Below are 24,186 nucleotides of genomic sequence, written 5' to 3'. Positions count from 1 at the left end.
ACCACCGACGACTTCGCCCGCCCAGCCCGCGGTTTCCCCTCCACGAGGCGGTGGCGATCAGCGATGCTGTGGAGCGTGGAGTACCCCGGACTCGCCGGGCGTACCGCTGGCTTCCGCCACGGCGCCCCGCACACGGTGACCATCGGCGCCGACGGAGCCCGCGTCGCCTTCCTCCGGTCGCCCGGACCCGACGAACCGGACGACGAACTGTGGCTGCTGGACCTGGCCGGCGGCGTCGAACGCCGGGTGGCGCACGGTCCGGTGGCGTCGTACGCGACCGACCGCCTCGCCCGGACCGCGGCGTTCGCCCGGCACGGCGAGCTGTTCCGCGCCGATCTGCTCACCGGCGAGGTGACCGCGATCGGTGGCGAGGGCCCGGTCCACGATCCCCGGCCCGACCCGCAGGGACGCACCATCGGGTACGTGGCCGACCCGGACGGCTCGGCGGCGCTGCGGATCACCGGCCCGGACGGCGACCGGCTGCTCGCCGGCGAACCCGGCAACGCGTGGCGCGAACACGGCGGCAAGATCTGCTGGGGTCTCGCCGGGAGCGGCTCGGCGGAGTTCGAGCGGACGCGCGGCTGGTGGTGGTCGCCGGACGGCCGGCAGATCCTCGCGGTACGCACCGCCGGGGCGGCCAGCCTGCACCTGCTCGACCTCGACGAGGGCTGGGTCGACGTGCACTGGGACCGGGAGACGTACCCCTATCTGGCGCAGGTGCGCTGGGCCGGCGGCGGGCCGCTGATCACCGTGCTGCGCCGGATGCAGCAGCACGGCCTGGTGCTGTCGGTCGACCCCCGGACCGGGGAGACCCAGGTACACGCGGAACTCGCCGACGCCCGCTGGGTGGAGCCGATCCCGGGCACACCCCGGCACCTGCCGGACGGACGCGTGCTGGTCGGCGGGGAACTGGCCCACGACGGCTTCGACGCACGCTGCCTGTTCGCCGACGGCAGCCTGCTCACGCCGCCCGGGCTCTACGTGCGCCGGGTCGCCGGGACGCTGCCCCGCGCCGACGGTCCGGCCGGGGCGCCCGACCTGATCGTGGAGGGCAGCCTGGGCGACCCGGCGGTGCGGGAGGTGTTCCGGGTGCGTACCTCGCTGGGTGGGGGCGGCCCGGAGGTCCGCCGGATCACCGGGCTGACCGGGACACGGCCGGTCACCGTGGGCGGCGACGTGATGGTGGCCGGCGACCGGGTGTGGCGCGGCGACACCGAGGTCGCGGCGCTGCGGTCGCTGGCGGCCGACCTGCCGTACCGGCCCGAGCCGGTGCTGGAACGGGTCACCGACCGGCGGCTGCCGGCCGCGGTGCTCTACCCCCGCGGTTTCCTCGCCGGAACCCGGCTGCCGGTGCTGCTCGCCCTCGGCGAGGGCCCCGGACACCAGCAGGTGCTCGCCGACCGGTCCGCCTGGCAGGAACGGCAGTGGTGGGCCGACTCCGGCTTCGCCGTCGTCAGCATCGACGGCCGGGGTACGCCCGGAGTGGCGCCCAGCTTCGAGAAGGCGGTGCACCGCCGGCTCGCCGATCTGGCGCCGGCCGACCTGTCCGACGCGTTGCGCGCCCTGCTCGGCAAGCACCCGGACCTGGACCTGAGCCGGGTCGCGGTGCGCGGCACCGGGCTGGGCGGCTGGCTGGCGGCCCTGGCGGTGCTGCGCGACCCGGAGGTCTTCCACCGCGGGGTGGCCCGCGATCCGGTGCTGGAGTGGGCGGACCTGCCGCGCGCGCTCGCCGAACGCTACCTGGGTGACCCGTCCGACTCGGGGCACGTCTACCAGCATCACAGCCTGACCGCGGTGGCCGAGGACACCCCCGCCGCCGGCCGGCTGCTGGTCATCGGGGCGGAACTGCCCGGGGCGACCTCGCTGCCGGCCGCGGGACTCGAGGAGGAACTCGCCTTCCTCCAGCGATCCGCCTGATCCTCTTCCTCCAGCGATCCGCCTGGTCCCCTCGTCCATCGATCCGCCTGATCCTGCCCGGAGGCGGCGCATAGGGTCGGGACATGACCCACTTCGATGAGGCGGGCGCGGCCGTGCAGGCCGCGCTCGACGCCGGCGCCCGCTATGCGGACGCGCGCGTCATGGTGCGCCGCACCGAGGTTATGTCGGCACGGGACGGGGCGGTCGAGGACCTGAGCTCCGACGAGAGCGCCGGGCTGGGAGTCCGGGCACTCGTCGGCTCCAGCTGGGGCTTCTTCGCCGTACCCGAGCTGTCGGAGTCCTCGGCACGTACGGCCGGACGCCGCGCCACGCAGATCGCCGCCGCGAGCGCCGCGGTTCCCGGACCCCCGATCGAGCTGGTCGGCGCCACCGCCGTGACGGCGAGCTGGACCAGCGACTGCGTGATCGATCCGCTCGGTGTACCGCTCTCCGACAAGGGCGACCTGCTGGTCCGGGCGACCGCCGCGGCCACCGGCGCCGGTGCCGACATGGCCGAGGCCAACTACGCGATCTGGGACACCCGTAAGTGGTTCGTCTCCAGCGAGGGCCACCGCATCGACCAGCACATCCGGGAGTGCGGCGCGGGCGTGACCGCGATGGCCTTCGGTGACGGCGAGATCCAGCGGCGGTCCTGGCCGTCGCACCGGGGACAGTTCGGCACCCGCGGCTGGGAACTGATCGAGGAGATCGACCTGGTCGGCAACGCGCCCCGGATGGCGCAGGAGGCCCGGGCGCTGCTGACCGCGCCGCTCTGCCCGTCCGGCGAGACCACGCTGGTGCTCGGCGGCGAACAGCTGGCCCTGCAGATCCACGAGTCGGTGGGGCACGCCATCGAACTGGACCGGATCCTCGGCTGGGAGGCGGCCTTCGCCGGCACCAGCTGGCTGGACCTGAGCAGGCTGGGTTCACTGCGGTACGGCTCCGAGCTGATGAACATCACCATCGACCCGTCCTTCCCCGGCGCGCTGGGCAGCTTCGGGTTCGACGACGAGGGCACCCCCGCCACCAAGCGGTACGCGGTCCGCGAGGGCATCTGGGAGGGCGTCCTCGCCGGACGGGACTCGGCGGCGCTGGCCGGACTGGACTACGCGGGGAGCGTCCGCTCGGACGGCTGGGCCCGGCTGCCCATGGTCCGGATGACGAACGTCGGCCTGGAACCCGGTCCGCACACCCTCGAAGAGATCATCGCGGCCACCGACGACGGCGTGTTCATGGACATCAACCGGTCCTGGTCGATCGACGACCGTCGGCTGAACTTCCAGTTCGGCTGCGAGGTCGGCTACGAGATCAAGAACGGGAGGCTGGGCCGGATGCTGCGCAACCCGACCTACACCGGGATCGGCCCCAAGTTCTGGCAGTCGATGGACATGCTCTCGAACGAGACGGTCGCCTGGGGCACGCCGAACTGCGGCAAGGGACAGCCCGGCCAGATCGGGCACACCGGCCATCCGGCGGCGCCGGCTCGATTCACCGACGTCCGGGTGGGGGTACGCGGATGAGCGCCGAACTGCCGATCGCGGCGAGGATGGTCGAGCTGGTCCGCGCGCTGGCGGGCCCGGACGCGGAGGCGGAGGTGGTCGTCCGGCACGACACCGAGGCGCTGACCCGCTTCGCCACCTCGATGATCCACCAGAACGTGGCGGAGGCGACCACGGGCGTACGCCTGCGCCTGCACCTGGACGGCCGGACCACCGGCGCGTCGAGCACCGTCACCGGGCCGGACGGCCTGCGCGCGCTGGTCGAGCGGACGATCGCGGCGGCCCGGGTCAGCCCGCCGGACGCGGCGTGGCCGGGGCTCACCCCGCCGGCGGCTCTGCACCTCTCCTCCGGCGGGCTCGGCGCGGACGGCTTCGACGAGGCCACCGCGCGGGCCACCCCGGAGCAGCGGGCCGCCCTGGTCCGCGACTTCGTCCGGGCGGCGGACGGGCTGGAGACGGCCGGGTACTGCCGGACCGTCGCCGTCTCGGCCGCCTTCGCGAACACCGCCGGTCAGGCGGTGGAGGGCCGGGCCGTGGAGGCCGCGTTCGACGGGATCGCCCGCCTCGACGGCGCCGACGGGGTGGCCCGGCTGGCCTCGCCCCGGCTCGCCGACCTGGACGGGGCGGCACTCGGCGCCCGGGCCGCGGCCAAGGCGCGGGCCGCCCGGCAGCCGGTGGAACTGCCACCGGGCCACTACGAGGTGGTGCTCGAACCGGACGCGGTCAGCGATCTGCTGGACAACCTCGCGATGTTCGGGTTCAACGGGCGGGCCTTCGCGCAGCGCCAGTCGTTCGCCGAGCCCGGAGTGCCACAGTTCGACCCGTCGGTGACCATCGTGGACGATCCGCGCGGCAGCGGTCTGCCGTTCGACGACGAGGGCACTCCCCGGCAGCAGCTCGTGCTGGTCCGCGAGGGGGTGACCACGGCCGTCACGCACGACCGGCTCTCCGCCGCGCAGGCCGGCGGCGTCTCGACCGGGCACGCGTCACCGTCGTCGCGGTCGTGGGGGCCGATGCCGGCGCACCTGCGCATGGAACCCGGGCCGGCCGTCGTGACGGACGGGCCGGACTTCGTCGTCGCGTCGGCCCGGCCGCTGGTCGCCGGGGTCCGGCGTGGACTGCTGGTCAGCGATTTCTGGTACACCCGGGTGCTGGACCAGAAGAGCCTGGTGGTGACCGGCCTGACCCGCAACGGGGTATGGCTGATCGAGGACGGCGAGATCACCGCGCCGGTGGGGAACGTGCGCTTCACCCAGTCGTACCCGCAGGCTCTGGGTCCGGGCCGGGTCCTCGGGATCGGCGGCGAATCGGTGCTGCTGCCGCAGGCCTGGGGACGCGCGCGATGGGCCGCCCCGGCGCTGCGACTGTCCGAGTGGAACATCACCGGGAACGCGTCCGGCTAGATCCGTTACCGCATTGGTGATCGTCTTTGGGGACCGGGATGGCTGATCAGTGATCCCGGTCCCCTTTTCGTCGGACGTACGGCGTAACGTGTGCCCCAGATCACTGTCGATGGTTTCCGTGAGGAGACGGGCATGACGACGACGGCACCACGCCCTCGCGCGGCGATCACCGCGCGGACACTGCGGACGGACCGGTGGTGGCTGGCCCCACTGATCACTTTCGTCGGACTGGGCGCCTGGGTGACATATGCGACCGTCCGGGTCTTCATGCACCAGTGGTTCTTCGTCGAGGAGTTCCACTACCTCACGCCGTTCTACTCCCCGTGCCTGACCGACCTCTGTGGACCGGCTGCCATGTTCGGCACGCCGCTGCCGAGCTTCTTCCTGATCCCCGAAGCGGCGTTCACCCTGCCGTTCCTGCTGCTCTTCCGGCTGACCTGCTACTACTACCGCAAGGCGTACTACCGGGCGTTCTGGCTGTCACCGCCGGCCTGCGCCGTGCCGGACGGGCACCGGAACTACTCCGGGGAGACCCGGTTCCCGCTGGTCTTCCAGAACGCACACCGGTTCGCCTTCTACGCGGCGGGCGTCATCTCGGTGATCAACACGTGGGACGCGGTCCACGCGCAGACGACCGGCCTCGGACTGGGCAACGTGATCCTCTGGGCCAACGTGATCCTGCTCTGGGCGTACACACTGTCCTGTCATTCCTGTCGGCACATCGTCGGCGGACGCCTGAAGCACTTCTCCCGGCATCCGATCCGCTATCGCCTGTGGACCCTGGTCTCGGCACTGAACGCCCGGCACATGCAACTGGCCTGGATCACCCTCGGCACTCTCGCGCTGACCGATTTCTACATCATGGGCCTGTCCGCCGGCTGGTTCTCCGACCTGCGCGTCATCAACTGAGGAGGACCGATGACCACCTCCGTCGAACGCCATCTGTACGACGTCGTCGTGATCGGTGCCGGTGGTGCCGGACTGCGCGCGGCGATCGAGGCCCGGCTCGCCGGGAAACGCACCGCGATCATCTCGAAGTCGCTGTTCGGCAAGGCCCACACGGTGATGGCCGAGGGCGGCGCGGCAGCCGCGATGGGCAACGTCAACTCGCGCGACAACTGGATGGTCCACTACCGCGACACCCTGCGCGGCGGGAAGTTCCTCAACAACTTCCGGATGGCCGAACTGCACGCCAAGGAGGCGCCGGAACGGATCTGGGAGCTGGAGACGTACGGCGCGCTGTTCGACCGCACCAAGGACGGCAAGATCTCGCAGCGCAACTTCGGCGGCCACGAATACCCGCGACTGGCACACGTCGGCGACCGCACCGGCCTGGAACTCATCCGCACCCTTCAGCAGAAGATCGTCTCGCTGCAGCAGGAGGACTTCGCGGCGACCGGCAACTACGAGTCCCGGATCCGGGTGTTCCAGGAGACCACCGTCACCGAGCTGCTGCTGGACGGCGACCGGATGGCCGGCGCCTTCGGCTACTACCGCGAGACCGGCGAGTTCCTGCTGTTCGAAGCCCCCGCCGTGGTGCTGGCGACCGGTGGTGTCGGCCGCAGCTACAAGGTCACCTCGAACTCCTGGGAGTACACCGGCGACGGCCACGCGCTGGCCCTGCGCGCCGGAGCCACCCTGATCAACATGGAGTTCCTGCAGTTCCACCCGACCGGCATGGTCTGGCCGCCCAGCGTGAAGGGCATCCTGGTCACCGAATCGGTCCGCGGCGACGGCGGCGTACTGCGCAACTCCGACGGCAAGCGGTTCATGTTCGACTACGTGCCCGACGTGTTCCGCAAGCAGTACGCGGAGACCGAGGACGAGGCCGACCGCTGGTACACCGACCCCGACGACAACCGCCGCCCACCCGAACTGCTCCCCCGCGACGAGGTGGCCCGGGCCATCAACAGCGAGGTCAAAGCGGGCCGGGGCAGCCCCGCCGGCGGCGTCTTCCTGGACGTGTCCACCCGGATGCCGGCCGAGACGATCATCCGCCGGCTGCCGTCGATGCACCACCAGTTCAAGGAACTGGCCGACGTCGACATCACCAAGGAGCCGATGGAGGTCGGGCCCACCTGCCACTACGTGATGGGCGGCATCGAGGTCGACCCGGACACCACCGCCGCGCACGGCACGGTCCAGGGCCTGTTCGCGGCCGGTGAGGTGTCCGGCGGCATGCACGGCTCCAACCGGCTCGGCGGCAACTCCCTCTCCGACCTGCTGGTCTTCGGCAAACGGGCCGGTGAACACGCGTCCGCCTACGTCGACACGCTCGACCGCCGGCCACGACCGGCCAAGGTGGACGTGGCGGCGGCGGTGGAGGTGGCGTGCGCGCCGCTGGTACGGGCGGACGGCGAGAACCCGTACACGCTGCAACAGGATCTGCAGGCGGTGATGGGTGACCTGGTCGGCATCATCCGGCGCGAAGGCGAACTCAGCGACGCCCTCAAACGTCTCCACGAGCTCCGGGCCCGGGTGGCGAACGTCGCCGCGGCCGGCGGCCGGCGGTACAACCCCGGCTGGCATCTCGCCCTCGACCTGCGCAACATGCTGGTCGTCTCGGAATGCACCGCCAAGGCTGCGCTGGAACGCGAGGAGTCCCGCGGCGGCCACACCCGCGAGGACTTCCCCCGGATGGACCCGCAATGGCGCCGGATCAACCTGGTCTGCTCCCTCGACGACACCGGCGACGTGCACCTGGACCGCAAGCCCGTGCCGCGGATGCGCGACGAGCTGCTCGGCCTCTTCGACCGGGCCGAACTGGCCAAATATCTGACCGACGAGGAACTGGCCGAGAGCGAGGCAGAGTGAAACGCCACTTCCGTGTCTGGCGCGGCGACGCGTCCGGCGGCGACCTGCGTGACTTCGACGTCGAGGTGAACGAGGGCGAAGTCGTCCTCGACATCATCCACCGTCTGCAGGCCACCGAAGCCCCCGATCTGGCCTGCCGCTGGAACTGCAAGGCCGGCAAGTGCGGCTCCTGCTCCATGGAGATCAACGGCAGGCCGCGCCTGGGCTGCATGACGCGGATGTCGACGTTCACCGAGGACGAGACCGTCACGATCACGCCGATCCGGACCTTCCCGGTGATCCGCGACCTGGTCACCGACGTGAGCTTCAACTACGAGAAGGCCCGCGAGACGCCCGCCTTCACCCCGCCGGCCGGGGTCGCGCCCGGCGACTACCGCATGCAGCAGATCGACGTGGAACGCAGCCAGGAGTTCCGCAAATGCATCGAGTGCTTCCTCTGCCAGAACACCTGCCACGTGGTCCGCGACCATGAGGAGAACAAGGAGGCCTTCGCCGGCCCGCGGTTCTTCATCCGGGCCGCCGAGCTGGACATGCACCCGTTGGACGCCCGGGCCGACCGCAAGGAGTACGCCCAGGCCAGTCAGGGCCTCGGCCTCTGCAACATCACCAAGTGCTGCACCGAGGTCTGCCCGGAACACATCAAGATCACCGACAACGCCATCATCCCCATGAAGGAGCGTGTCGTGGACCGCCGTTACGACCCCCTGGTCCGGCTCGGCCGCAAGATCTTCCGCCGCGACCAGCTGGAAGCGCCCGCCCCGTCCGCCGGGCCCACCGGCGTGGCCTCCAGCACCCCGATGTCCAGCAGCCGGCTGCCCGAGGCCCCGCCGGTGGGCCCGGACGGACGGCTCGAGGTCGCCGAACTCCTCGCGCCGCAGCAGGGCGGGCTTTCCCCGTACGGCGAGGACGTCACGTTTCCGCTGCCGCCCGAGCGCGTGGTCTACCACCATCCGGAGCCGCGCGACCCCGAATGATCGTTCTCGGCCGATAGGGTCGGCGCATGCCCTCACTGGTGACTCCCGCACTGCCGGCGGGGACGCTCGCCGCCCTCGAGCAACCGGTGCTCGACGGGGCGGACGGGGTGCGGTTGCGGCCCTGGCGGGAGAGCGACGTGCCCGCCGTGGTGAACGCCTTCGCCGATCCGGGCATCCAACGCTGGCACTGCCGCACCCTTGACGAGGACGAGGCCCGGGAGTGGCTCGCCCGCTGGCCGCGCGACTGGCACGCCGAGGTCGGCGCAAGCTGGGCCGTCCTGTCAGAAACGGCCACACGACAGGACAGTCCCGGCACGGAACTGTTCGGATCGGTCGCGGGTCAGATCGGGCTGCGACGGATCGACCTGGAGGAGGGCCTGGCCGCCATCTCCTACTGGGTGGTCCCGGCCGCGCGGGGACACCGCATCGCGTCCCGTGCTCTGGCTGCCCTCACCGGGTGGGCGTTCGGCACCCTGGGCCTGCACCGGCTCGAACTCAGCCACTCCACGGCCAACCCCGCCTCCTGCCGGGTCGCCGCACGGTCCGGCTTCACCGCCGAAGGTGTACGCCGCAGCGAGGCCCGCCACGCCGACGGATGGCACGACATGCACGTCCACGCCCGCGTGCACTCCGACTGAGCCGTCCCGCCGGACCGTGGCTGCCTGCCCGCTCCGGCCCTCAGCGGTTCAGGGACCCGTACTCCATCCGCCATCGCCTCCACCCGCCTCCACCGCACGCGAGCTCGAACAGTCGCATCGTGGAGGCAGAACGGAAGCGGCGTGAGAGGTCAAGCGGACGCGGTGCGGGCGGGGCGGTGCTGGGCCAGCCAGCGCATCACCTCCAAGGCGTGCATCGCGGGCTCGGCGATCGGGTGGAAGACGTGCTCGACGGTGCCGTTCTGGATGATCAGGGTGATCCGGCGGTAGAGGACCATGTCGGCGCCGCCGATGGTGGGCAGGCCGAGCGCGGCGGCCAGGGTCATCCGCGGGTCGGGCAACAGCGGGTAGGGCAGGCGCAGACGGTGGACGAGCTCGCGTTGGTAGCCGGTGGACTGGGCGGACAGGCCGAACACCCGGGCGGCGCCCGCGGTCAGCAGCTCCGCGTGGTGGTCGCGGAACCAGGACGCCTGCTCGGTGGAGCCCCGGGCACCCGGGATGTGCAGGAGACTGTCCGGCAGGTCGACGCCGGGACGGCCGGTGAGCGGGTAGACGAAGACGACACTGCGGCCGGGCCCGAGATCACCGAGGTCGATCGGGCGCCCGTCGGTGGCGTAGAACTCCAGCGACGGGACGCGGACACCGACCAGGCTCGCCGGATCGGCGCTGGCGCGACCGGGTGGCGGTGGCGGGATCCGGCCGGCCGCTGAATCCAGCCGCTCGTGCAGACCGTCACGCTGGGCGGTGAGCCGGCCGATCCGCTGGTGCAGGGCGTCGATCGCGCTGCGGTAGGTGGCCACCGCCGCCGCGCAGACGTCTGCCTCCCGCCCCTCGGCCAGACTCTCGACGAACGGCCGGGTCTCCTCGACGCTGAGCCCGAGCGTGGTCAGCTCGCGGATCTGCTGGACCAGCCGGATGGCGACCGGATCGTATTCCCGGTAGCCGTTGGTCAGCCGCCGGGGCACCACCAGCCCGGCCGACTCGTAATACCGCAAAGCGCGCACCGTCGTGCCCGTGCGCCGCGCCAACTCACCCACCCGCATGCCGCGACCCTAAACCCGCACCCAAGGGTCCGGGTCAAACCCGTTCGGGGGCACGAGAACAGGGCTCCCCTCGTCAACAGCGATTCCCCTCTTCAGCACCGCTTCCCTTTTCAGTACCGCTTCCCTCGTCGGTACCGCTTCCCTCTTCGCCATGTACCGACCGTAAAGCCGTCCCCAAGGGCAGGGTCAAGCCCGAAAAACGGGCCGGGACGAGCGCGCCGATCACTCGAACATGAGTACTAAGATGGCGGGCATGACCGGCGCCTACCAGCCTTCCATGCTCGACCTGATGCCCGGGTCGCCCGACGCGCTCACCGCGTTGACCGGCCGCCTGACGCGGCATCAGCTGACCGCGGGCGCCTGGGTCGACGTCCTGCCCGGGTGGCTGACCGGGTCGGACACGGTCTTCGAGACCCTGCTCGGCATCGACTGGCGCGCCGAGCGACGGCAGATGTATGACGGCGTGGTCGACGTGCCCCGCCTGCTCCGATGGTTCGGCGGACAGGAGACGCTGCCGCACCCCGCGCTGACGGAGGCGAAGGCGGCGCTGAACGCCCACTACGCCGAGGAGCTCGGCGAGGAGTTCGTGACCGCGGGCATGTGCCTCTATCGCGACGGGCGGGACAGCGTCGCCTGGCACGGGGACACGCTCGGACGGTCGGCGCGACACGACACGATGATCGCGATCGTCTCCTTCGGATCACCGCGCAACCTGCTGCTGCGACCACGGGCCGGCGAGCACGAGACGCTGCGGTTCTCGCTCGGGCACGGCGATCTGATCGTGATGGGCGGCTCCTGCCAGCGGACCTGGGAGCACGCCGTGCCGAAAACAGCCAGAGCGGTCGGGCCGCGGGTCAGCGTGCAGTTCCGGCCAGCCGGCGTCGCCTGACCACCCGAGGAGCAGGCCGCCCAAGAAGTAAGGCCGGCCGAGGAACTGAGCGGCCGGACAAGCCCACCGGAGAGCGAACCAGCCGGGAGACGGCGAAACCCGCCGGTCCGGCGGTCGACCAGAGGAACCGGAGGTCGCATGGCGCAGGCGCGAGAACCGGCCCGGGGACAGGGCGACGCAGCGAGCCGAGTGAGACGGGCAATGCGTGGTCGCGCGCCCCACCATCACAGCAATCCATGAAGGACAGATCTCGGAGAGGTTGCCGCGACCGGCTTTCCGACGGTTCGCACCATCTCCGAGCTGGGATTCATCGCTTCAGGTAACGACGGCGTTGCAAGTGGTTGACGAGTGCGCCGATAAAGTTACACTCCAAGTGTAAATAGTTGACCATCACTTCCTACCAGGACTTCCACCGGTCCGGCGAGGTGCCCATGGCAACAGATGACGTGGCAACAGATCACGTGGCAACGGATCACGCTCCAACAGATCACGCTCCAACGGATCACCGGCCCGACGAGCTCGGGCTGCACCACATCTCGGTTCGCTTCGGCGGCCTGACCGCTCTCGACGACGTGTCGCTGCGCGTGGCGCCCGGCCGGATCGTGGGTGTCATCGGGCCGAACGGGGCGGGCAAGACCACCCTCTTCAACATCGTCTCCGGTTTCGTCACCCCGTCCGAGGGTTCGCTCACGCTGGGCGGCCGGCCATGGCGGCCCCGGCCGCACCACCTCAACCGGCTGGGCATCGCCCGCACGCTGCAGGGCGTCGGCCAGTTCAACGGCATGACCGTGCTGGAGAACGTGATGGTCGGCGTGCGCGGGCGGCACGCGGAGTCCGAGGCCTGGACCGCTCTGGAACGGTGTGGTGTCACCCGCTTCGCCGGGGATCGTCCGGGGGCACTGCCCTATGCGGTCCGCAAACGGGTCGAGCTGGCCCGGGCGCTGGCGGCCCGGCCACGGATCCTGATGCTCGACGAGCCGGCCGGTGGGCTGGACGCCGACGAGATCCGCTGGCTGGCCGGCCTGATCAAGGACGTCGGCATCACGGTTCTGCTGGTCGAGCACCACATGGACCTGGTCATGTCGGTCTGCGACGAGATCCTGGTCCTCGACTTCGGCAAGCCGATCGCGCTCGGCACCCCGGCCGAGATCAGCGCCGACCCACGGGTCACCGAGGCCTATCTGGGCACCGCGGCCTGACCGGCACGTACCACCAGAACACCACCAGCAAAGCACGCGAAGACACCCGCACGACGGCCCTGAAGGAGGGACGCCGATGAGCACCCGTACCCCGACGACGGCGGGAGACCGCCGATGACCAGCGCGCTGCTGGAGGTCGAGGGCCTCACCGCGGGCTACGGCGCGGCGCCGGTCCTGCACGACGTGGACCTGACCGTCCACCCCGGAGAGATCGTCGCCGTGCTCGGCGCGAACGGTGCCGGCAAGACCACTCTGCTGCGGACACTCTCCGGCCTGGTCCACGGCCGGGGGCGGATCACCTTCGACGGGACCGATCTGACCGGTGTCCGGGTGGAACGGATGGTGCACCGGGGCATCGCGCACGTGCCGGAGGGCCGGGGCGTCGTCACCGAGCTGACCGTCGACGAGAACCTGCGGCTCGGCGGCCTGTGGCGACGGGACCGGGCGGACGCCCGCCGGGCGCTCGACGAGGTCTACGACCTGTTCCCACCGCTGGCGCAGCGCCGCGCGTACGCCGGTCATCAGTTGTCCGGCGGTGAGCGGCAGATGCTGGCGCTGGGGCGGGCGCTGGTCGGGCGGCCCCGGCTGCTGCTGCTCGACGAGCCTTCGCTGGGGCTGGCGCCGCGGGTAACCGGACAGATCATGGCGCTGCTGCGGGACCTACGGGAACGGACCGGCCTGGCCGTGCTGCTCGTGGAGCAGAACGTCCGCAGTGCGCTGTCGGTCGCCGACGCTGGTGTCGTGCTGGCGCTGGGCCGGGTGGTCGCCCGGGACCGGGCGGCGGCGCTGAGCACCGACGACGACCTGCGACACGCCTATCTGGGGTTCTGATGAGCCAATTCGTCTATCTGAGCTTCGACGGGTTGAGCCGGGGTGCGGTCTACGCCGCGTTCGCGCTGGCCCTGGTGCTGATCTGGCGGGCTGCCCGGATCGTCAATTTCGCGCAGGGTGCGATGGCGGTCGCCGCCGTCTACGCGGCGTATTCGGTGACCGCCGCGACCGGGTCGTACTGGCTCGGGTTCGTGGTGGCGATCGTGGCGGGGCTGGTGCTCGGGGTGACCGTCGAGCGGGTGGTGATGCGTTTCGTCGACCATTCGTCGCCGCTGAACGGCGTGGTGGTGGCGCTCGGGCTGGTGCTGGTGATCCAGGGCGTGCTGGGGATCGTCTACGGCAACGAGTTCCGGCCGGTGCCGACACCGTTCAGCCGGGACGCGTTCGAGGTGGGCGGGGTGGCGCTGCTCTCGCGCTACGACGTGTTCGTGTTCGCCGCGGTGGGCGCGGTGGTGCTGGCACTCACGCTTCTCTTCACGCGTACGAACGTGGGCCTGCGGATGCGGGCGGCGGCGTTCGCACCGGACGTGTCGCGGCTGCTCGGCGTGCCGGTCGGCGGGATGTTGACGCTGGGCTGGGCGCTCGCGGCGGCGGCCGGTTCGCTGGCCGGGATCCTGGTGATCCCGACCGAGCTGGGGCTGCATCCGACCGCGATGGACGGGGTGTTCGTGGCGGCGTTCACGGCGGCGGTGGTGGGCGGGCTGGACAGTCCGATCGGCGCGGTCGCCGGTGGGCTGGTGGTCGGGTTGCTGTTGTCGTATGTCAGCGGCTATCTGGGTGCCACGGTCGCCCCGATGGCGGTCCTGCTCCTGCTCGTGGTCGTGCTGCTGGGCCGGCCGGGCGGGCTCTTCTCCACCACGACGGCGAGAACGGCATGACGAGACCGAGTGTCCGGGAGTCACGGGACGCCGCTTCGGACGTACCCCGCGGGGAGAGACCGCGGAGCCTGCGCCGCCTCGCCCCGCCCGCGATGATCCTGGCCGGCGCCTTGGTGATCGTCGGGTTGAGCTTCCTGCTGCCGCCGTTCCGCAACTATCAGCTGGCTACGGTCGGCGCCTACTTCTGCGTGACCGGCGGCCTGACCGTCCTCACCGGACTCAACGGCCAGCTCTCGCTCGGGCACGGCGCGCTGATGGCGACCGGCGCCTACACGTTCGCGCTCGCCCAGAACCGCTGGTTGAGCCTGCCGGTGAGCCTGGTCGCGGCGATCGTGGTGACCACCGTGGCCGGTCTGGTGATCGGGCTGGCCGCGGCCCGGTTGCGCGGTCCCTACCTGGCCGGCCTGACGCTGGCGGTGGCGGTCGTGGTGCCGTCGGTGACCAGCACCTTCGACGAGATCTTCAACAGTGATCAGGGGTTGTCGGTGGCGCTCGACCCGCCGCCGGGGACGATCCCGGTCGAGCAGTGGCAGGCCTGGCTGTGCTGGGCGGGCGCGCTGCTCTCGACGTCGCTGCTGGCCGTGCTGGTCCGCGGGCGGTTCGGGCGGGATCTGCGCGCGGTCCGGGACGACGAGACCGCGGCCCGGCTGGCCGGTGTGGACGTGGCGCGGACCCAGGTGGCGGCGTTCGTGGTGAGTGCCGCCTGCGCCGGGCTGTCCGGCGCCCTGTTCGCGGTGCTCGCGCAGAGTGTCTCCCCCGGTGCGTTCCCGCTCACGCTGTCGCTGTTCCTGTTGATGGCGATCGTGATCGGCGGTCTGGGCAGTCTCGCCGGGGCGCTGGGCGGCGCGTTCCTGCTCGTCGCACTTCCCACGCTGGCCCAGGCGGTCGCCGAGGGGACCGGCTCGCCGCGGCTGGAGGGCAACCTCGCGCTGGTGATCTTCGGCGTGGTGCTCGTCGTCGTCATGCTCGCCGCTCCCGGCGGCCTGGCATCCATCAGATTCCGAAGAAGGAGGACCTCATGAGACGCACCGCGACGGCATTCCTCGCAGCCGCCGTCCTTCTGACCGCCGCTTGCGACGGTGACACCGGTTCGAGCGGCGCCGCCACTCCGGGCGTCACCGGCACCGAGGTCGTCGTCGGCACGCACATGCCGTTGACCGGCCCGGCCGCCGCCGGATACTCCAAGATCGCGCCGGCCACCAAGGCGTACTTCGACTTCGTCAACGCCGGTGGCGGCATCCACGGGCGGAAGATCAGCTACACGGTCAAGGACGACGGCTACAACCCGGCGAACACCCAGCAGGTGGTACGGGAGCTGGTGCTGCAGGACAAGGTCTTCGCCATCCTCGGCGGGCTGGGCACCCCGACGCACACCGGTGTGCTGGACTTCCTCAAGACCAACCGGGTGCCGGACCTGTTCGTGGCCAGCGGCAGCCGCAGCTGGAACCAGCCGGACAAGTATCCCGGCACGTTCGGGTTCAACCCGGACTACACCGTCGAGGGCAAGGTCCTCGGGACCTATGTGAAGGAGAACCACGCCGGCAAGAAGGTGTGCTTCCTCGGTCAGGACGACGACTTCGGCCGGGACAGCCTGGCCGGCATCACCAAGATCCTCGGGCCGGTGGCGGCCGAGGAGAGTTACGTGACCAGCAACCCGAACGTCGGGCCGCAGATGGGCGCGCTCAAGGCGGCCGGCTGCGAGGTGGTCCTGCTCGCCACGGTGCCCGGCTTCACCGCGCTGGCGATCGGAACGGCCGCGAAGATTGCCTTCAAACCTCAGTTCGTGGTGAGTAACGTGGGCGCCGACCCGACGACCGTCGGCAAGGCCCTGGGCGCCGCCGCGCCGCTGCTGGAAGGGGTGGTGGCGGCGAACTACCTGCCGCTGACCACCGACGAGGCGAGCCCGTGGATCCAGCTGTTCAAGAAGGTCAACACGGAGTACAACGGCAACGCCGAGTTCGACAACAACATCGTGTACGGCATGGCGGTGGCGTACCTGTTCGTGCAGGCGTTGCAGGCCGCGGGCCAGGACCTGACCCGCGACGGGATCGTCGCCGCCGTGCAGAAGAACGGTTTTCAGGGCCCGGGGCTGGTTCCGCTGCGTTTCTCGGCGACAGATCATGCGGGGTACGGGGGCACCCAGCTCACCCGGATCGAGGGCGGCAAGGCGGTGTTCTTCGGGTCGGCGTACCAGACCGACGACGGGGACGCGCCGGTCGCGCCGTACCAGGGACAGGCCGTGGCCCCGCCGTCGAACGGCATCCCGCAAGCATGACGACAGAAGGAGTTGAGCGATGGCCGACCAGGTAGCGATCGTGACGGGCGCCAGCCGGGGGATAGGTTTCGCCATCGCGCAACGCCTCGTGGCCGCGGGCGCGCGGGTGGCCGTGACCGGCCGGGACGCCGATGCGCTCGCCGCCGCCGTCAAGGAACTCGGCGGGCCGGACACCGCGATCGGACTGGCCGGCAAGGGCGACGACGCCGAGCACCGGGCCGCCGTGGTGGACGCGGTGCGGGAACGGTTCGGGCCGGTCACCACGCTGATCAACAACATCGGGATCAATCCGGCGTACGGGCCGCTGGCCGGTCTCGACCTGAACGCCGCCCGCAAGATGACCGAGGTGAACCTGATCGGCACGCTCGGCTGGGTGCAGGAGGCGCTGCGCGGTGGTCTCGGCGAGACCGGCAACGGCTCGATCGTCACCGTCTCGTCGGTCTCCGGGGTCCGCCCGGCGCCCGGGATCGCCTTCTACGGCACCACCAAGGCGGCCCTGATCCACCTGACCGAGGAACTGGCCGTCGAGCTGGCGCCGTCGACCCGGGTGAACGCGGTCGCGCCGGCCGTGGTGAAGACCCGCTTCGCCAGCGCCCTGTTCGAGGGCCGGGAGGAGCAGGTCGCGGCGACCTATCCGCTGAAGCGTCTCGGCACCCCCGACGACGTGGCCGGCACGGTCGCGTTCCTCTGCTCGCCGGACGCCGCCTGGATCACCGGGCAGACCATCGTGATCGACGGCGGTCTGACGCTGACCGGAGCGGTCGAGTGAAGCGGGTGGTGGTGACCGGCGCCGGTGGTGGGATCGGCGCCGCGCTGGCCCGGCGGTTCGCCGCCGACGGCGCCCGGGTCGTCGTCAACGACCTCGACGCCCGGGCGGCACGCGCGGTCGCCGACGACATCGGCGGGATCGCCGTGCCCGGGGACGCCGCCCGCGAGGACGACGTCCAGGGCCTGGTCGCCACCGCGTTCGACGAACTGGGCGGCATCGACCTGTTCTGCTCGAACGCCGGGGTGCTGTCGGCCGGCGACGAGACCACCCCGGACGAGGTGTGGCAGCGCGACTTCGGGGTCAACGTGATGTCGCACGTCTACGTGAGCCGGGCGCTGCTGCCCCGCTGGCTGGACGGCGGCGAACCGAAACGGCTGCTGATGACGGTGAGCGCGGCCGGCCTGCTGACCCTGCTGGGGAGCGCCACCTACTCGGTGACGAAACACGCGGCGCTGTCCTACGCGGAGTGGCTGCGGGCCACGTACGGGCATCGGGGCCTGATCGTGCAGGCGCTCTGCCCGCAGGGGGTGCGCACCGACATGCTGACCCGCGGCAACACCCGGGGCAGTGGCAGTGCCGCGCTGCTCGAGGAGGGCGCGCTCGCCCCGGAGGCGGTGGCCGAGGTGACCGCGGCCGCGCTGCACGGCGACGATTTCCTGATCCTGCCGCATCCGGAGGTGGCCGGGTACGCCCGGTTGCGCGCGGCCGATCCGGGCCGTTGGCTGAACGGCATGAACAAGCTGCAGCGAAGCTTCGAGAAGTCATGAAAGGCCTGGACCTGGAACGCCTCCGGGCCTATCTGGACAGTCCGCCGCTGACCGCCGCGATGTTCGCCGGTGGCCGGTCGAACCTGACCTACGCGGTCACCGACGGCACCCACCGCTGGGTGCTGCGCCGGCCGCCACTCGGGCATGTGCTGCCCACCGCGCACGACATGTCCCGGGAGCACAGGGTTCTGGACGCGTTGTCCCGGGCCGGTTTCCCGGTGCCCCGGCCGGTGGCGCTCTGCACCGACACCACGGTGCTCGGCGCCCCGTTCTACCTGATGGAAAACGTCGACGGGCGGATCCTGCGGGACGCTGCGGACATCGCCGCGATCGACCTGCGGGGTCTCACGCTCACGCTCGTCGACACCCTCGCCGACCTGCACGCCCTCGACCCGGACAAGATCGGCCTGGGCGATTTCGGTCGGCCGCAGGGGTTCAACGCCCGGCAGGCGCGGCGCTGGAAACAGCAGCTCGACGCGTCCCGCAGCCGGGAGCTGACCGGCATCGAGGAACTGCACGCCCGGCTGGCCGTCGACATCCCGGAGGGTGGGCCCGCGACCGTGGTGCACGGCGACTTCCGGCTGGACAACGTGCTGATCGCCGAGGACCTCACGGTCACCGCGGTGCTCGACTGGGAGATGTCCACACTGGGCGATCCGCTCAGCGATCTCGCCCTGATGCTGGTCTACGCCGGCCGGCCGCTGCTGGTCCGGGACGGGGAGCCGGTCGCCCCGATCGACCTGCCCGGGCATCCGTCACTGGGCGAGATGGCCGCACGGTACGCCGCCCGCAGCGGCCGTGACGTCGGCGATCTGCACTGGTACGTGGGATTCGCCGCGTTCAAGCTCGCCGTCATCCTGGAGGGCGTGCACTTCCGCTACACCAAGGGCCAGACGGTCGGACCCGGCTTCGACACGGTGGGCGCGATGGTGCCCGCCCTGATCGAACAGGGCCACCGCGCACTGGAAGGACACTGATGGACTTCGAGTTCGACGCGAAAACCGAGGATTACCGCAAGCGGCTGCTCGCCTTCATGGACTCGGTCGTCTACCCGGCCGAGGCCGAGTTCCACGCCGACGGCGACGGGTGGGGGCCGCCCGCCGTCCTCGGCACGCTGCAGAAGGCGGCCCGGGAGGCCGGACTGTGGAACCTGTTCCTGCCCGGTGAGCACGGTGCCGGCCTGACCAACCTGCAGTACGCCCCGCTTGCCGAGATCACCGGCCGCAGCCCCGCCGTCGCACCGCCCGCGCTCAACTGCGCCGCCCCGGACACCGGCAACATGGAGGTGCTCGCCGAGTTCGGCACCCCCGCGCAGCAGGAGCAGTGGCTGACGCCGCTTCTCGCCGGGGAGATCCGGTCCGCGTTCGCGATGACCGAACCGCAGGTCGCCTCGTCGGACGCCACCAACATCGGCACCCGCATCGTCCGCGACGGCGACGACTACGTCATCAACGGGCACAAGTTCTACATCACCGGCGCGATGAACCCGAACTGCAAGATCTTCATCGTGATGGGCAAGACCGACCCGGACGCCGCCCGCCACGTGCAGCAGAGCCAGATCCTGGTGCCCCGGGACACCCCCGGCGTCACCGTCCGGCGCGGCATGCAGGTCTTCGGATACACCGACGGCGATCACGGCGGGCATGCCGAGATCCTCTTCGAGGACGTACGCGTACCGGCCACCAACCTGATCGGCGAGGAGGGCGGCGGTTTCGCCATCTCCCAGGCCCGTCTCGGACCGGGCCGCATCCACCACTGCATGCGGCTGATCGGCATGGCCGAACGCGGTCTCGAACTCATGTGTACGCGCGCGCTGACCCGCACCCCGTTCGGCAAGCCGCTCGCCGAGCAGGGCGTGATCCAGGACTGGATCGCCGAGTCCCGGGTCCGCATCGAACAGGCCCGTCTGCTGGTCCTCAAGGCCGCCTGGCTGATGGACACGGTCGGCAACCGGGGCGCGCACACCGAGATCCAGGCCATCAAGATCGTCGTCCCGTCGACGGTGGAGTGGATTCTGGACAAGGCGATCCAGACGCACGGCGCCGCCGGCCTCAGCCAGGACACCCCACTGGCCGGCCTGTGGGCGAGCGCCCGCATGCTGCGCCTCGCCGACGGCCCCGACGAGGTGCACAAGCGTTCCCTCGCGCACCGCGAACTCAAACGCCACCGGAGCCGTCCGTGACCCCACAGCCCCGCATCGACGGCCGCACCGCACGGTCCGAACGCACCCGCAACGCGATCGTCGACGCCCACCTGCGCCTGATCAGCGAGGGCGACCTGCGTCCCACGGCCGACCGGATCGCCAAGGTCGCCGGCGTCTCACTGCGCGCCCTGTGGAGCCACTTCGCCGACATGGAATCCCTGATGACGGCCAGCGGCCAGCGTGTCCTGGAACACCGCGACGCCTCCCACCAGCCGATCGACGCCGGCCTTCCGCTGCCGGAGCGGATCGACGCGTACTGCCGGCAGCGCGCCCGCCTGCTCGAGGAGATCGGGCCGGCGGCCCGGGCGTCCGCCCTGAAGGAGCCGTTCTCGACCGGCCTGCAGCGGTACCGCAAGGTGCACGTGTCCCGCGTCCGCGACGAACTCGAGGCCGTCTTCGGCCCGGAACTCGGCGACGACCGGGAACTGGTCGAGGCCCTCACCGCGGTCAGCCTCTGGCCGACGTGGGACACGCTGCGCGGCGCCATGGACCTGTCCGAGGAGGGCGCGCGCACCGCCCTGACCCGCACGGTCACCGCCCTGTTCGCCTCACGAACCGACTGACGGCGACACCAGCCACGGGGCCGCTCCGCCCTCCACGGGGCGGCCTGTGGACATCTGGTCATCAGCTCTCGCCCGGCGATGCGGATGGGCATCACCAAGGGCCGGGTCTCGCAGATCGAGCGCGGCGAGGTCTCCACGGTCGAGGCCATCGCCCGTTACGTCGAGGCTCTCGGCGACCGTCTGCAGATCTCCGCGGTGTTCGGCGACGATAAGTACATTCTTCGCGGGGCCGGAGCCGCGGCCGGGACCGGAGCCGGGGTGGACGCGGCGTAGGACCGCGGCCACCCCGGGAGGCGCCCCTAGAGGACGACGACGGAGCGGGCTCCCTCGCCGCGGGCCATCCGGTCGAAGGCGGCGGGGACGTCGGCCAGCGTGATGCGGTCGGTGATCAGGTGGCTCAGGTTCAGCGTGCCCGCCACCACGTCACGGGCCAGGGCCGGGATCTCCAGGTCCGGGTCGGCCTGCCCGTACACCGAGGTCTGCAGGGTCCGCGCCGAGCTGAAGATGTCCAGCGCGCTCAGCTGGACCATGTCGTCGGCCGCGCCCATGCCGACCACCGTGACCCGGCCGCCGCGGCGGGTGGCCCGCCAGGCGGCCCGGATGGTGGCGGCCCGGCCGACCGCTTCGAAGGCGTGGTCGGCGCCGCGGCCGGACGTGCGGGCCCGGATGTCCTTGGACAGCGTGTCGGAGGAGACCACGAAGTCGGTGGCGCCGGCCGCCTCGGCCAGGCCTTTCTTGGTTTCGGCGAGGTCCACCGCGATCACCTGGGCGGCTCCGGCGGCGCGGGCCGCGGTGACCACGGACAGTCCCACCCCGCCGAGGCCGATGACCACGACCGAGTCCCCGGGGGCGACCTTGGCGGTGTTGCGGACGGCGCCGGTGCCGGTGAGCACCGCGCACCCCAGCAACGCCGCAAGATCAAAATCAAGCTCCGCGGGTACGGGGATGACCGCGTTCTCCGGAACGACCACCTCCCCGGCGAACGCCCCCACCCCGAGGGTCACGTGGACCGGTTCCCCGTCCACGGTCATCCCGTTCTCCAACGCCGCCACCCCGGACGAGGTGCTGCACAGCCACACCTCGCCGCGGTCGCAGAACCAGCAGGACCGGCAGGCCGGCTGCCAGTTCAGGACCACGTGGTCGCCGGCCGACGCCCGGCTGACGCGTTCGCCCGTCTCGACGACCTCGCCGGCCGCCTCGTGGCCCAGGACGAGCGGGTGCGGGGGCCGCAGCGTGCCGTTGACCATGGACAGGTCGGAGTGGCAGACGCCGGCCGCGCGGATCCGGACCCGCACCTGGCCGGGGCCGATCTCGGGCAGGCGCAGCTCCTCGACGGCGGCCGGGACGCCGTCGGCGCGTACCACCAGGCCGGGCACGTAGTGGGTCATCGCTGGATCGCCTTCACCTGCTGGAACTCCTCCAGGCCGTGGACGCCGAGTTCGCGGCCGATGCCGGACTGCTTGTAGCCGCCGAACGGGGCGAACGGGTTGAACGCGCCGCCGTTGACGTCGACGGCGCCGGTGCGCAGGCGGCGGGCCACCGACAGGGCCCGTTCGTCGGCGCCCCAGACCGCCCCGGCCAGGCCGTACTTGGAGTTGTTGGCGATCGCCACGGCCTCGTCGTCGCTGTCGAACGCCATGATCGACAGGACCGGTCCGAAGATCTCCTCCTGGGCCAGGTCGCTGTCCGGGTCGACGTCGGCGAAGATGGTCGGCGCCACGAAGTACCCGGTGGGCGGGACCGGGGCGTCCGGTCCGCCGGTGACCAGCCGGGCGGTGGCGTGGTCGATGAAGTGGTTGACCCGGTCGCGCTGGGCGGCGGAGACCAGCGGCCCGAGCCGGGTGGTCTGGTCGAACGGGTCACCCATCAGATAGGCGGTGGAGGATTTGGCGGCCAGTTCGACCGCCTCGTCGTAGCGGCTGCGGTGGACCAGCATCCGGGTCAGGGCGGTGCAGGTCTGACCGGAGTTGAGGTACGCGTTGGCCACGCCGGTCTTGACCGCCCGGACCAGGTCGGCGTCTTCGAGGATCACGTTGGCCGACTTGCCGCCGAGTTCCAGCGAGACCTTCGCGATCCGGTCGGCGGCGGCGTGCGTGATCGCCCGGCCGGTGGCCGTCGAACCGGTGAACGACACCATGTCGATCTCCGGGTGGCCGGCGATGGCCGCCCCGACGACGGGTCCGGTGCCGGTGACCAGGTTGAGCACGCCGGCCGGCAGGCCCGCCTCGTGTGCCGCCTCGACCAGGAAGTACGCCACCAGGGGCGTCAGCTCGCTGGGTTTGAGGACCACGGTGTTCCCGGCGGCGAGGGCGGCGCCGACCTTGGCGACGACCTGGTGCAGCGGATAGTTCCAGGGGGTGATCGCACCGACCACGCCGACCGGTTCGCGGACCACCACCGAGTTGCCGATGGTCTCCTCGCGGGGTGGGCGGGCCGCGATTTCCGCGTACCCCTGAAGGACCGTGAGGGGCAGGCCCGCCTGGACCGCCTTGGCGACCTTGAGGGGGGAGCCGAGTTCCTGGCCCACGGTGCGGGCGATGTCGGCGGCCCGGGCGGCGAGCGCCTGGTGCATGCGGCCGAGGGTCGCGCCGCGTTCGGCGGGTGATGTCATCGACCAGGTGCCGAAGGCGTGGCGCGCGGCCGCGACCGCGAGGTCGACGTCCTCGGCGGTGCCGGCCGGCACGTGCCCGAAGTTCTGCTCGGTGAACGGGTTCTCCACCGGGATCCGGTCGGCGGAGTCCGGCGGCACCCATGCGCCCCCGATGTACAGCTCGTCGCGGAAGACCGACGTCATCGGCGTACCCCCTGGTCGTAGCGGTCGGAGAGGCTGGTGATCAGCAGATCCAGCCCTAGTGCGAACGCGCCCTCGTCGACCTCGTCGTGGTGTGCGGCGAGTTCGTGGGCGCGGTGCAGGTGCGGGTAGCGCGCGTAGAGCTCCGGGTCGGCGGCGAAGCCGAGCGCGAAGGACCCGAGCGCGGACCCGGTGATCAGGTATCGCATCAGCGCGCCGATGTGCGTGGCCCGGGCCCGGGACCAGCCGGCGTCGATCAGCGCGCCGTAGACCGCCTCGGCCATCGCCAGTCCGGCCGGTCGCCGGCCGGGGCCGGTGGCCAGCACCGGGACGATGTTCGGGTGGGCGGTGAGGACCGCGTGGTACGACTTCGCCCACAGTCGCAGGCCGTCGCGCCAGTCGGCGCCGGTGAACACGTCGACGTCGACCTGGGCGACGACCGATTCGGCGACCGCGTCGACGATCTCGGCCTTGGTGGCGAAGTGGTTGTAGAGCGACGGGCCCTGCACACCGAGTTCGGTGGCGAGGCGGCGCATGGACAGCGCTGCCAGCCCCTCGGCGTCGATCATCGCGGAGGCCGCCTCGACGATGCGCTGCCTGGTCAGCAGCGCCTGCCGTGGACGAGCCATCGAAACTCCTGAGAAAAAGACGTTGTCAACTCTGGACGCGTTAAAACTTACGCCGCTAGTTTATGCCCAGCTGCGACGTACATCAC

The 24,186-nt window shown here is 71.3% G+C and carries 23 protein-coding genes; 19 read left to right on the top strand and 4 right to left on the bottom strand.

Annotation, left to right across the window (positions count from 1 at the left end):
- Positions 1-63: 63 nt before the first annotated feature.
- From QSK32_RS06800 to QSK32_RS06770, 7 genes are all read left to right on the top strand, one after another.
- Positions 64-1,917 carry a S9 family peptidase gene (locus QSK32_RS06800; protein ID WP_502872510.1) on the top strand — a complete coding sequence of 618 codons (1,854 nt, stop codon included), beginning with the start codon at positions 64-66 and terminating at the stop codon, positions 1,915-1,917.
- An 83-nt stretch (positions 1,918-2,000) separates the two neighbouring features.
- Positions 2,001-3,437, top strand: coding sequence for a TldD/PmbA family protein (locus QSK32_RS06795; protein ID WP_285471456.1), 1,437 nt, complete (start codon positions 2,001-2,003; stop codon positions 3,435-3,437).
- Positions 3,434-4,819, top strand: a complete 1,386-nt coding sequence (locus tag QSK32_RS06790; RefSeq protein ID WP_285471455.1) for a TldD/PmbA family protein — start codon at positions 3,434-3,436, stop codon at positions 4,817-4,819. Before QSK32_RS06795 ends, QSK32_RS06790 begins: the two co-directional genes overlap by 4 nt.
- A gap of 132 nt (positions 4,820-4,951) precedes the next feature.
- Complete coding sequence (sdhC, locus tag QSK32_RS06785; protein ID WP_045746041.1) at positions 4,952-5,728, top strand: succinate dehydrogenase subunit SdhC; 777 nt, start codon at positions 4,952-4,954, stop codon at positions 5,726-5,728.
- 9 nt (positions 5,729-5,737) lie between these two features.
- Positions 5,738-7,633, top strand: coding sequence for a fumarate reductase/succinate dehydrogenase flavoprotein subunit (locus QSK32_RS06780; protein ID WP_285471454.1), 1,896 nt, complete (start codon positions 5,738-5,740; stop codon positions 7,631-7,633).
- Positions 7,630-8,607 carry a succinate dehydrogenase/fumarate reductase iron-sulfur subunit gene (locus tag QSK32_RS06775; RefSeq protein ID WP_285471453.1) on the top strand — a complete coding sequence of 326 codons (978 nt, stop codon included), beginning with the start codon at positions 7,630-7,632 and terminating at the stop codon, positions 8,605-8,607. Before QSK32_RS06780 ends, QSK32_RS06775 begins: the two co-directional genes overlap by 4 nt.
- Positions 8,608-8,633: 26 nt before the next feature.
- Positions 8,634-9,245, top strand: a complete 612-nt coding sequence (locus QSK32_RS06770) for a GNAT family N-acetyltransferase (protein WP_285471452.1) — start codon at positions 8,634-8,636, stop codon at positions 9,243-9,245.
- Between the two features lie 149 nt (positions 9,246-9,394).
- Here QSK32_RS06770 and QSK32_RS06765 read toward each other — a convergent pair whose 3' ends face one another.
- Positions 9,395-10,306, bottom strand: coding sequence for a MerR family transcriptional regulator (locus QSK32_RS06765; RefSeq protein ID WP_045746044.1), 912 nt, complete (start codon positions 10,304-10,306; stop codon positions 9,395-9,397).
- A gap of 253 nt (positions 10,307-10,559) precedes the next feature.
- On the opposite strand from QSK32_RS06765, the gene QSK32_RS06760 reads away from it, so the two are divergent.
- From QSK32_RS06760 to QSK32_RS06705, 12 genes are all read left to right on the top strand, one after another.
- A complete protein-coding gene (locus QSK32_RS06760; protein WP_285471640.1) occupies positions 10,560-11,195 on the top strand; it encodes an alpha-ketoglutarate-dependent dioxygenase AlkB in 636 nt (211 codons plus the stop codon).
- A 383-nt stretch (positions 11,196-11,578) separates the two neighbouring features.
- On the top strand, positions 11,579-12,394 hold the full coding sequence (locus QSK32_RS06755; protein ID WP_285471451.1) for an ABC transporter ATP-binding protein: 816 nt from the start codon (positions 11,579-11,581) through the stop codon (positions 12,392-12,394).
- 114 nt (positions 12,395-12,508) lie between these two features.
- On the top strand, positions 12,509-13,225 hold the full coding sequence (locus QSK32_RS06750) for an ABC transporter ATP-binding protein (RefSeq protein ID WP_083449438.1): 717 nt from the start codon (positions 12,509-12,511) through the stop codon (positions 13,223-13,225).
- Entirely contained in the window at positions 13,225-14,103 is an 879-nt protein-coding gene (locus tag QSK32_RS06745) for a branched-chain amino acid ABC transporter permease (RefSeq protein ID WP_045746047.1), read from the top strand. The genes QSK32_RS06750 and QSK32_RS06745 overlap by 1 nt, the downstream gene beginning before the upstream one ends.
- A complete protein-coding gene (locus tag QSK32_RS06740) occupies positions 14,100-15,125 on the top strand; it encodes a branched-chain amino acid ABC transporter permease (protein ID WP_083449439.1) in 1,026 nt (341 codons plus the stop codon). Before QSK32_RS06745 ends, QSK32_RS06740 begins: the two co-directional genes overlap by 4 nt.
- The gene (locus QSK32_RS06735) at positions 15,122-16,378 is read left to right on the top strand and encodes an ABC transporter substrate-binding protein (protein WP_045746049.1); all 1,257 of its coding nucleotides are present in this window, start codon (positions 15,122-15,124) and stop codon (positions 16,376-16,378) included. The genes QSK32_RS06740 and QSK32_RS06735 overlap by 4 nt, the downstream gene beginning before the upstream one ends.
- Positions 16,379-16,397: 19 nt before the next feature.
- The gene (locus QSK32_RS06730; RefSeq protein WP_045746050.1) at positions 16,398-17,147 is read left to right on the top strand and encodes an SDR family oxidoreductase; all 750 of its coding nucleotides are present in this window, start codon (positions 16,398-16,400) and stop codon (positions 17,145-17,147) included.
- Positions 17,144-17,914 (top strand): SDR family oxidoreductase, encoded by a 771-nt coding sequence (locus tag QSK32_RS06725; protein ID WP_045746051.1) that lies wholly within the window; start codon positions 17,144-17,146, stop codon positions 17,912-17,914. Before QSK32_RS06730 ends, QSK32_RS06725 begins: the two co-directional genes overlap by 4 nt.
- Positions 17,911-18,891, top strand: coding sequence for a phosphotransferase family protein (locus tag QSK32_RS06720; protein WP_285471450.1), 981 nt, complete (start codon positions 17,911-17,913; stop codon positions 18,889-18,891). The genes QSK32_RS06725 and QSK32_RS06720 overlap by 4 nt, the downstream gene beginning before the upstream one ends.
- Positions 18,891-20,096, top strand: a complete 1,206-nt coding sequence (locus QSK32_RS06715) for an acyl-CoA dehydrogenase family protein (RefSeq protein WP_045746053.1) — start codon at positions 18,891-18,893, stop codon at positions 20,094-20,096. Before QSK32_RS06720 ends, QSK32_RS06715 begins: the two co-directional genes overlap by 1 nt.
- The gene (locus QSK32_RS06710; RefSeq protein ID WP_045746054.1) at positions 20,093-20,680 is read left to right on the top strand and encodes a TetR/AcrR family transcriptional regulator; all 588 of its coding nucleotides are present in this window, start codon (positions 20,093-20,095) and stop codon (positions 20,678-20,680) included. The genes QSK32_RS06715 and QSK32_RS06710 overlap by 4 nt, the downstream gene beginning before the upstream one ends.
- A gap of 78 nt (positions 20,681-20,758) precedes the next feature.
- Positions 20,759-20,953 carry a helix-turn-helix domain-containing protein gene (locus tag QSK32_RS06705; protein ID WP_285471449.1) on the top strand — a complete coding sequence of 65 codons (195 nt, stop codon included), beginning with the start codon at positions 20,759-20,761 and terminating at the stop codon, positions 20,951-20,953.
- 26 nt (positions 20,954-20,979) lie between these two features.
- On the opposite strand, the gene QSK32_RS06700 is transcribed toward QSK32_RS06705, so the two are convergent.
- The 3 genes from QSK32_RS06700 to QSK32_RS06690 are packed head-to-tail and all read right to left on the bottom strand — an operon-like array spanning position 20,980 to position 24,100.
- Positions 20,980-22,068, bottom strand: coding sequence for an alcohol dehydrogenase catalytic domain-containing protein (locus tag QSK32_RS06700; protein ID WP_285471448.1), 1,089 nt, complete (start codon positions 22,066-22,068; stop codon positions 20,980-20,982).
- Positions 22,065-23,474, bottom strand: coding sequence for an aldehyde dehydrogenase family protein (locus QSK32_RS06695; protein ID WP_045746055.1), 1,410 nt, complete (start codon positions 23,472-23,474; stop codon positions 22,065-22,067). The genes QSK32_RS06700 and QSK32_RS06695 overlap by 4 nt, the downstream gene beginning before the upstream one ends.
- The gene (locus QSK32_RS06690; RefSeq protein WP_045746056.1) at positions 23,471-24,100 is read right to left on the bottom strand and encodes a TetR/AcrR family transcriptional regulator; all 630 of its coding nucleotides are present in this window, start codon (positions 24,098-24,100) and stop codon (positions 23,471-23,473) included. The genes QSK32_RS06695 and QSK32_RS06690 overlap by 4 nt, the downstream gene beginning before the upstream one ends.
- Between the last annotated feature and the right edge of the window lie 86 nt (positions 24,101-24,186).

Origin of the sequence: Actinoplanes sp. NBRC 101535, from assembly GCF_030269225.1 — a bacterium.
Taxonomy (GTDB): domain Bacteria; phylum Actinomycetota; class Actinomycetes; order Mycobacteriales; family Micromonosporaceae; genus Actinoplanes; species Actinoplanes rectilineatus.
The sequence above is the reverse complement of the archived record's forward strand: the minus strand, read 5'-3'. Positions and strand labels throughout refer to the sequence as shown.

Coding starts and splice junctions, on each gene's coding strand:
- sdhC (WP_045746041.1), top strand. CDS start 4,952: ATGACGACGACGGCACCACGCCCTCGCGCGGCGATCACCGCGCGGACA.
- QSK32_RS06745 (WP_045746047.1), top strand. CDS start 13,225: ATGAGCCAATTCGTCTATCTGAGCTTCGACGGGTTGAGCCGGGGTGCG.
- QSK32_RS06690 (WP_045746056.1), bottom strand. CDS start 24,100: ATGGCTCGTCCACGGCAGGCGCTGCTGACCAGGCAGCGCATCGTCGAG.
- QSK32_RS06765 (WP_045746044.1), bottom strand. CDS start 10,306: ATGCGGGTGGGTGAGTTGGCGCGGCGCACGGGCACGACGGTGCGCGCT.
- QSK32_RS06770 (WP_285471452.1), top strand. CDS start 8,634: ATGCCCTCACTGGTGACTCCCGCACTGCCGGCGGGGACGCTCGCCGCC.
- QSK32_RS06735 (WP_045746049.1), top strand. CDS start 15,122: ATGAGACGCACCGCGACGGCATTCCTCGCAGCCGCCGTCCTTCTGACC.
- QSK32_RS06750 (WP_083449438.1), top strand. CDS start 12,509: ATGACCAGCGCGCTGCTGGAGGTCGAGGGCCTCACCGCGGGCTACGGC.
- QSK32_RS06760 (WP_285471640.1), top strand. CDS start 10,560: ATGACCGGCGCCTACCAGCCTTCCATGCTCGACCTGATGCCCGGGTCG.
- QSK32_RS06695 (WP_045746055.1), bottom strand. CDS start 23,474: ATGACGTCGGTCTTCCGCGACGAGCTGTACATCGGGGGCGCATGGGTG.
- QSK32_RS06720 (WP_285471450.1), top strand. CDS start 17,911: ATGAAAGGCCTGGACCTGGAACGCCTCCGGGCCTATCTGGACAGTCCG.
- QSK32_RS06730 (WP_045746050.1), top strand. CDS start 16,398: ATGGCCGACCAGGTAGCGATCGTGACGGGCGCCAGCCGGGGGATAGGT.
- QSK32_RS06790 (WP_285471455.1), top strand. CDS start 3,434: ATGAGCGCCGAACTGCCGATCGCGGCGAGGATGGTCGAGCTGGTCCGC.
- QSK32_RS06700 (WP_285471448.1), bottom strand. CDS start 22,068: ATGACCCACTACGTGCCCGGCCTGGTGGTACGCGCCGACGGCGTCCCG.
- QSK32_RS06800 (WP_502872510.1), top strand. CDS start 64: ATGCTGTGGAGCGTGGAGTACCCCGGACTCGCCGGGCGTACCGCTGGC.
- QSK32_RS06740 (WP_083449439.1), top strand. CDS start 14,100: ATGACGAGACCGAGTGTCCGGGAGTCACGGGACGCCGCTTCGGACGTA.
- QSK32_RS06715 (WP_045746053.1), top strand. CDS start 18,891: ATGGACTTCGAGTTCGACGCGAAAACCGAGGATTACCGCAAGCGGCTG.
- QSK32_RS06705 (WP_285471449.1), top strand. CDS start 20,759: ATGCGGATGGGCATCACCAAGGGCCGGGTCTCGCAGATCGAGCGCGGC.
- QSK32_RS06795 (WP_285471456.1), top strand. CDS start 2,001: ATGACCCACTTCGATGAGGCGGGCGCGGCCGTGCAGGCCGCGCTCGAC.
- QSK32_RS06780 (WP_285471454.1), top strand. CDS start 5,738: ATGACCACCTCCGTCGAACGCCATCTGTACGACGTCGTCGTGATCGGT.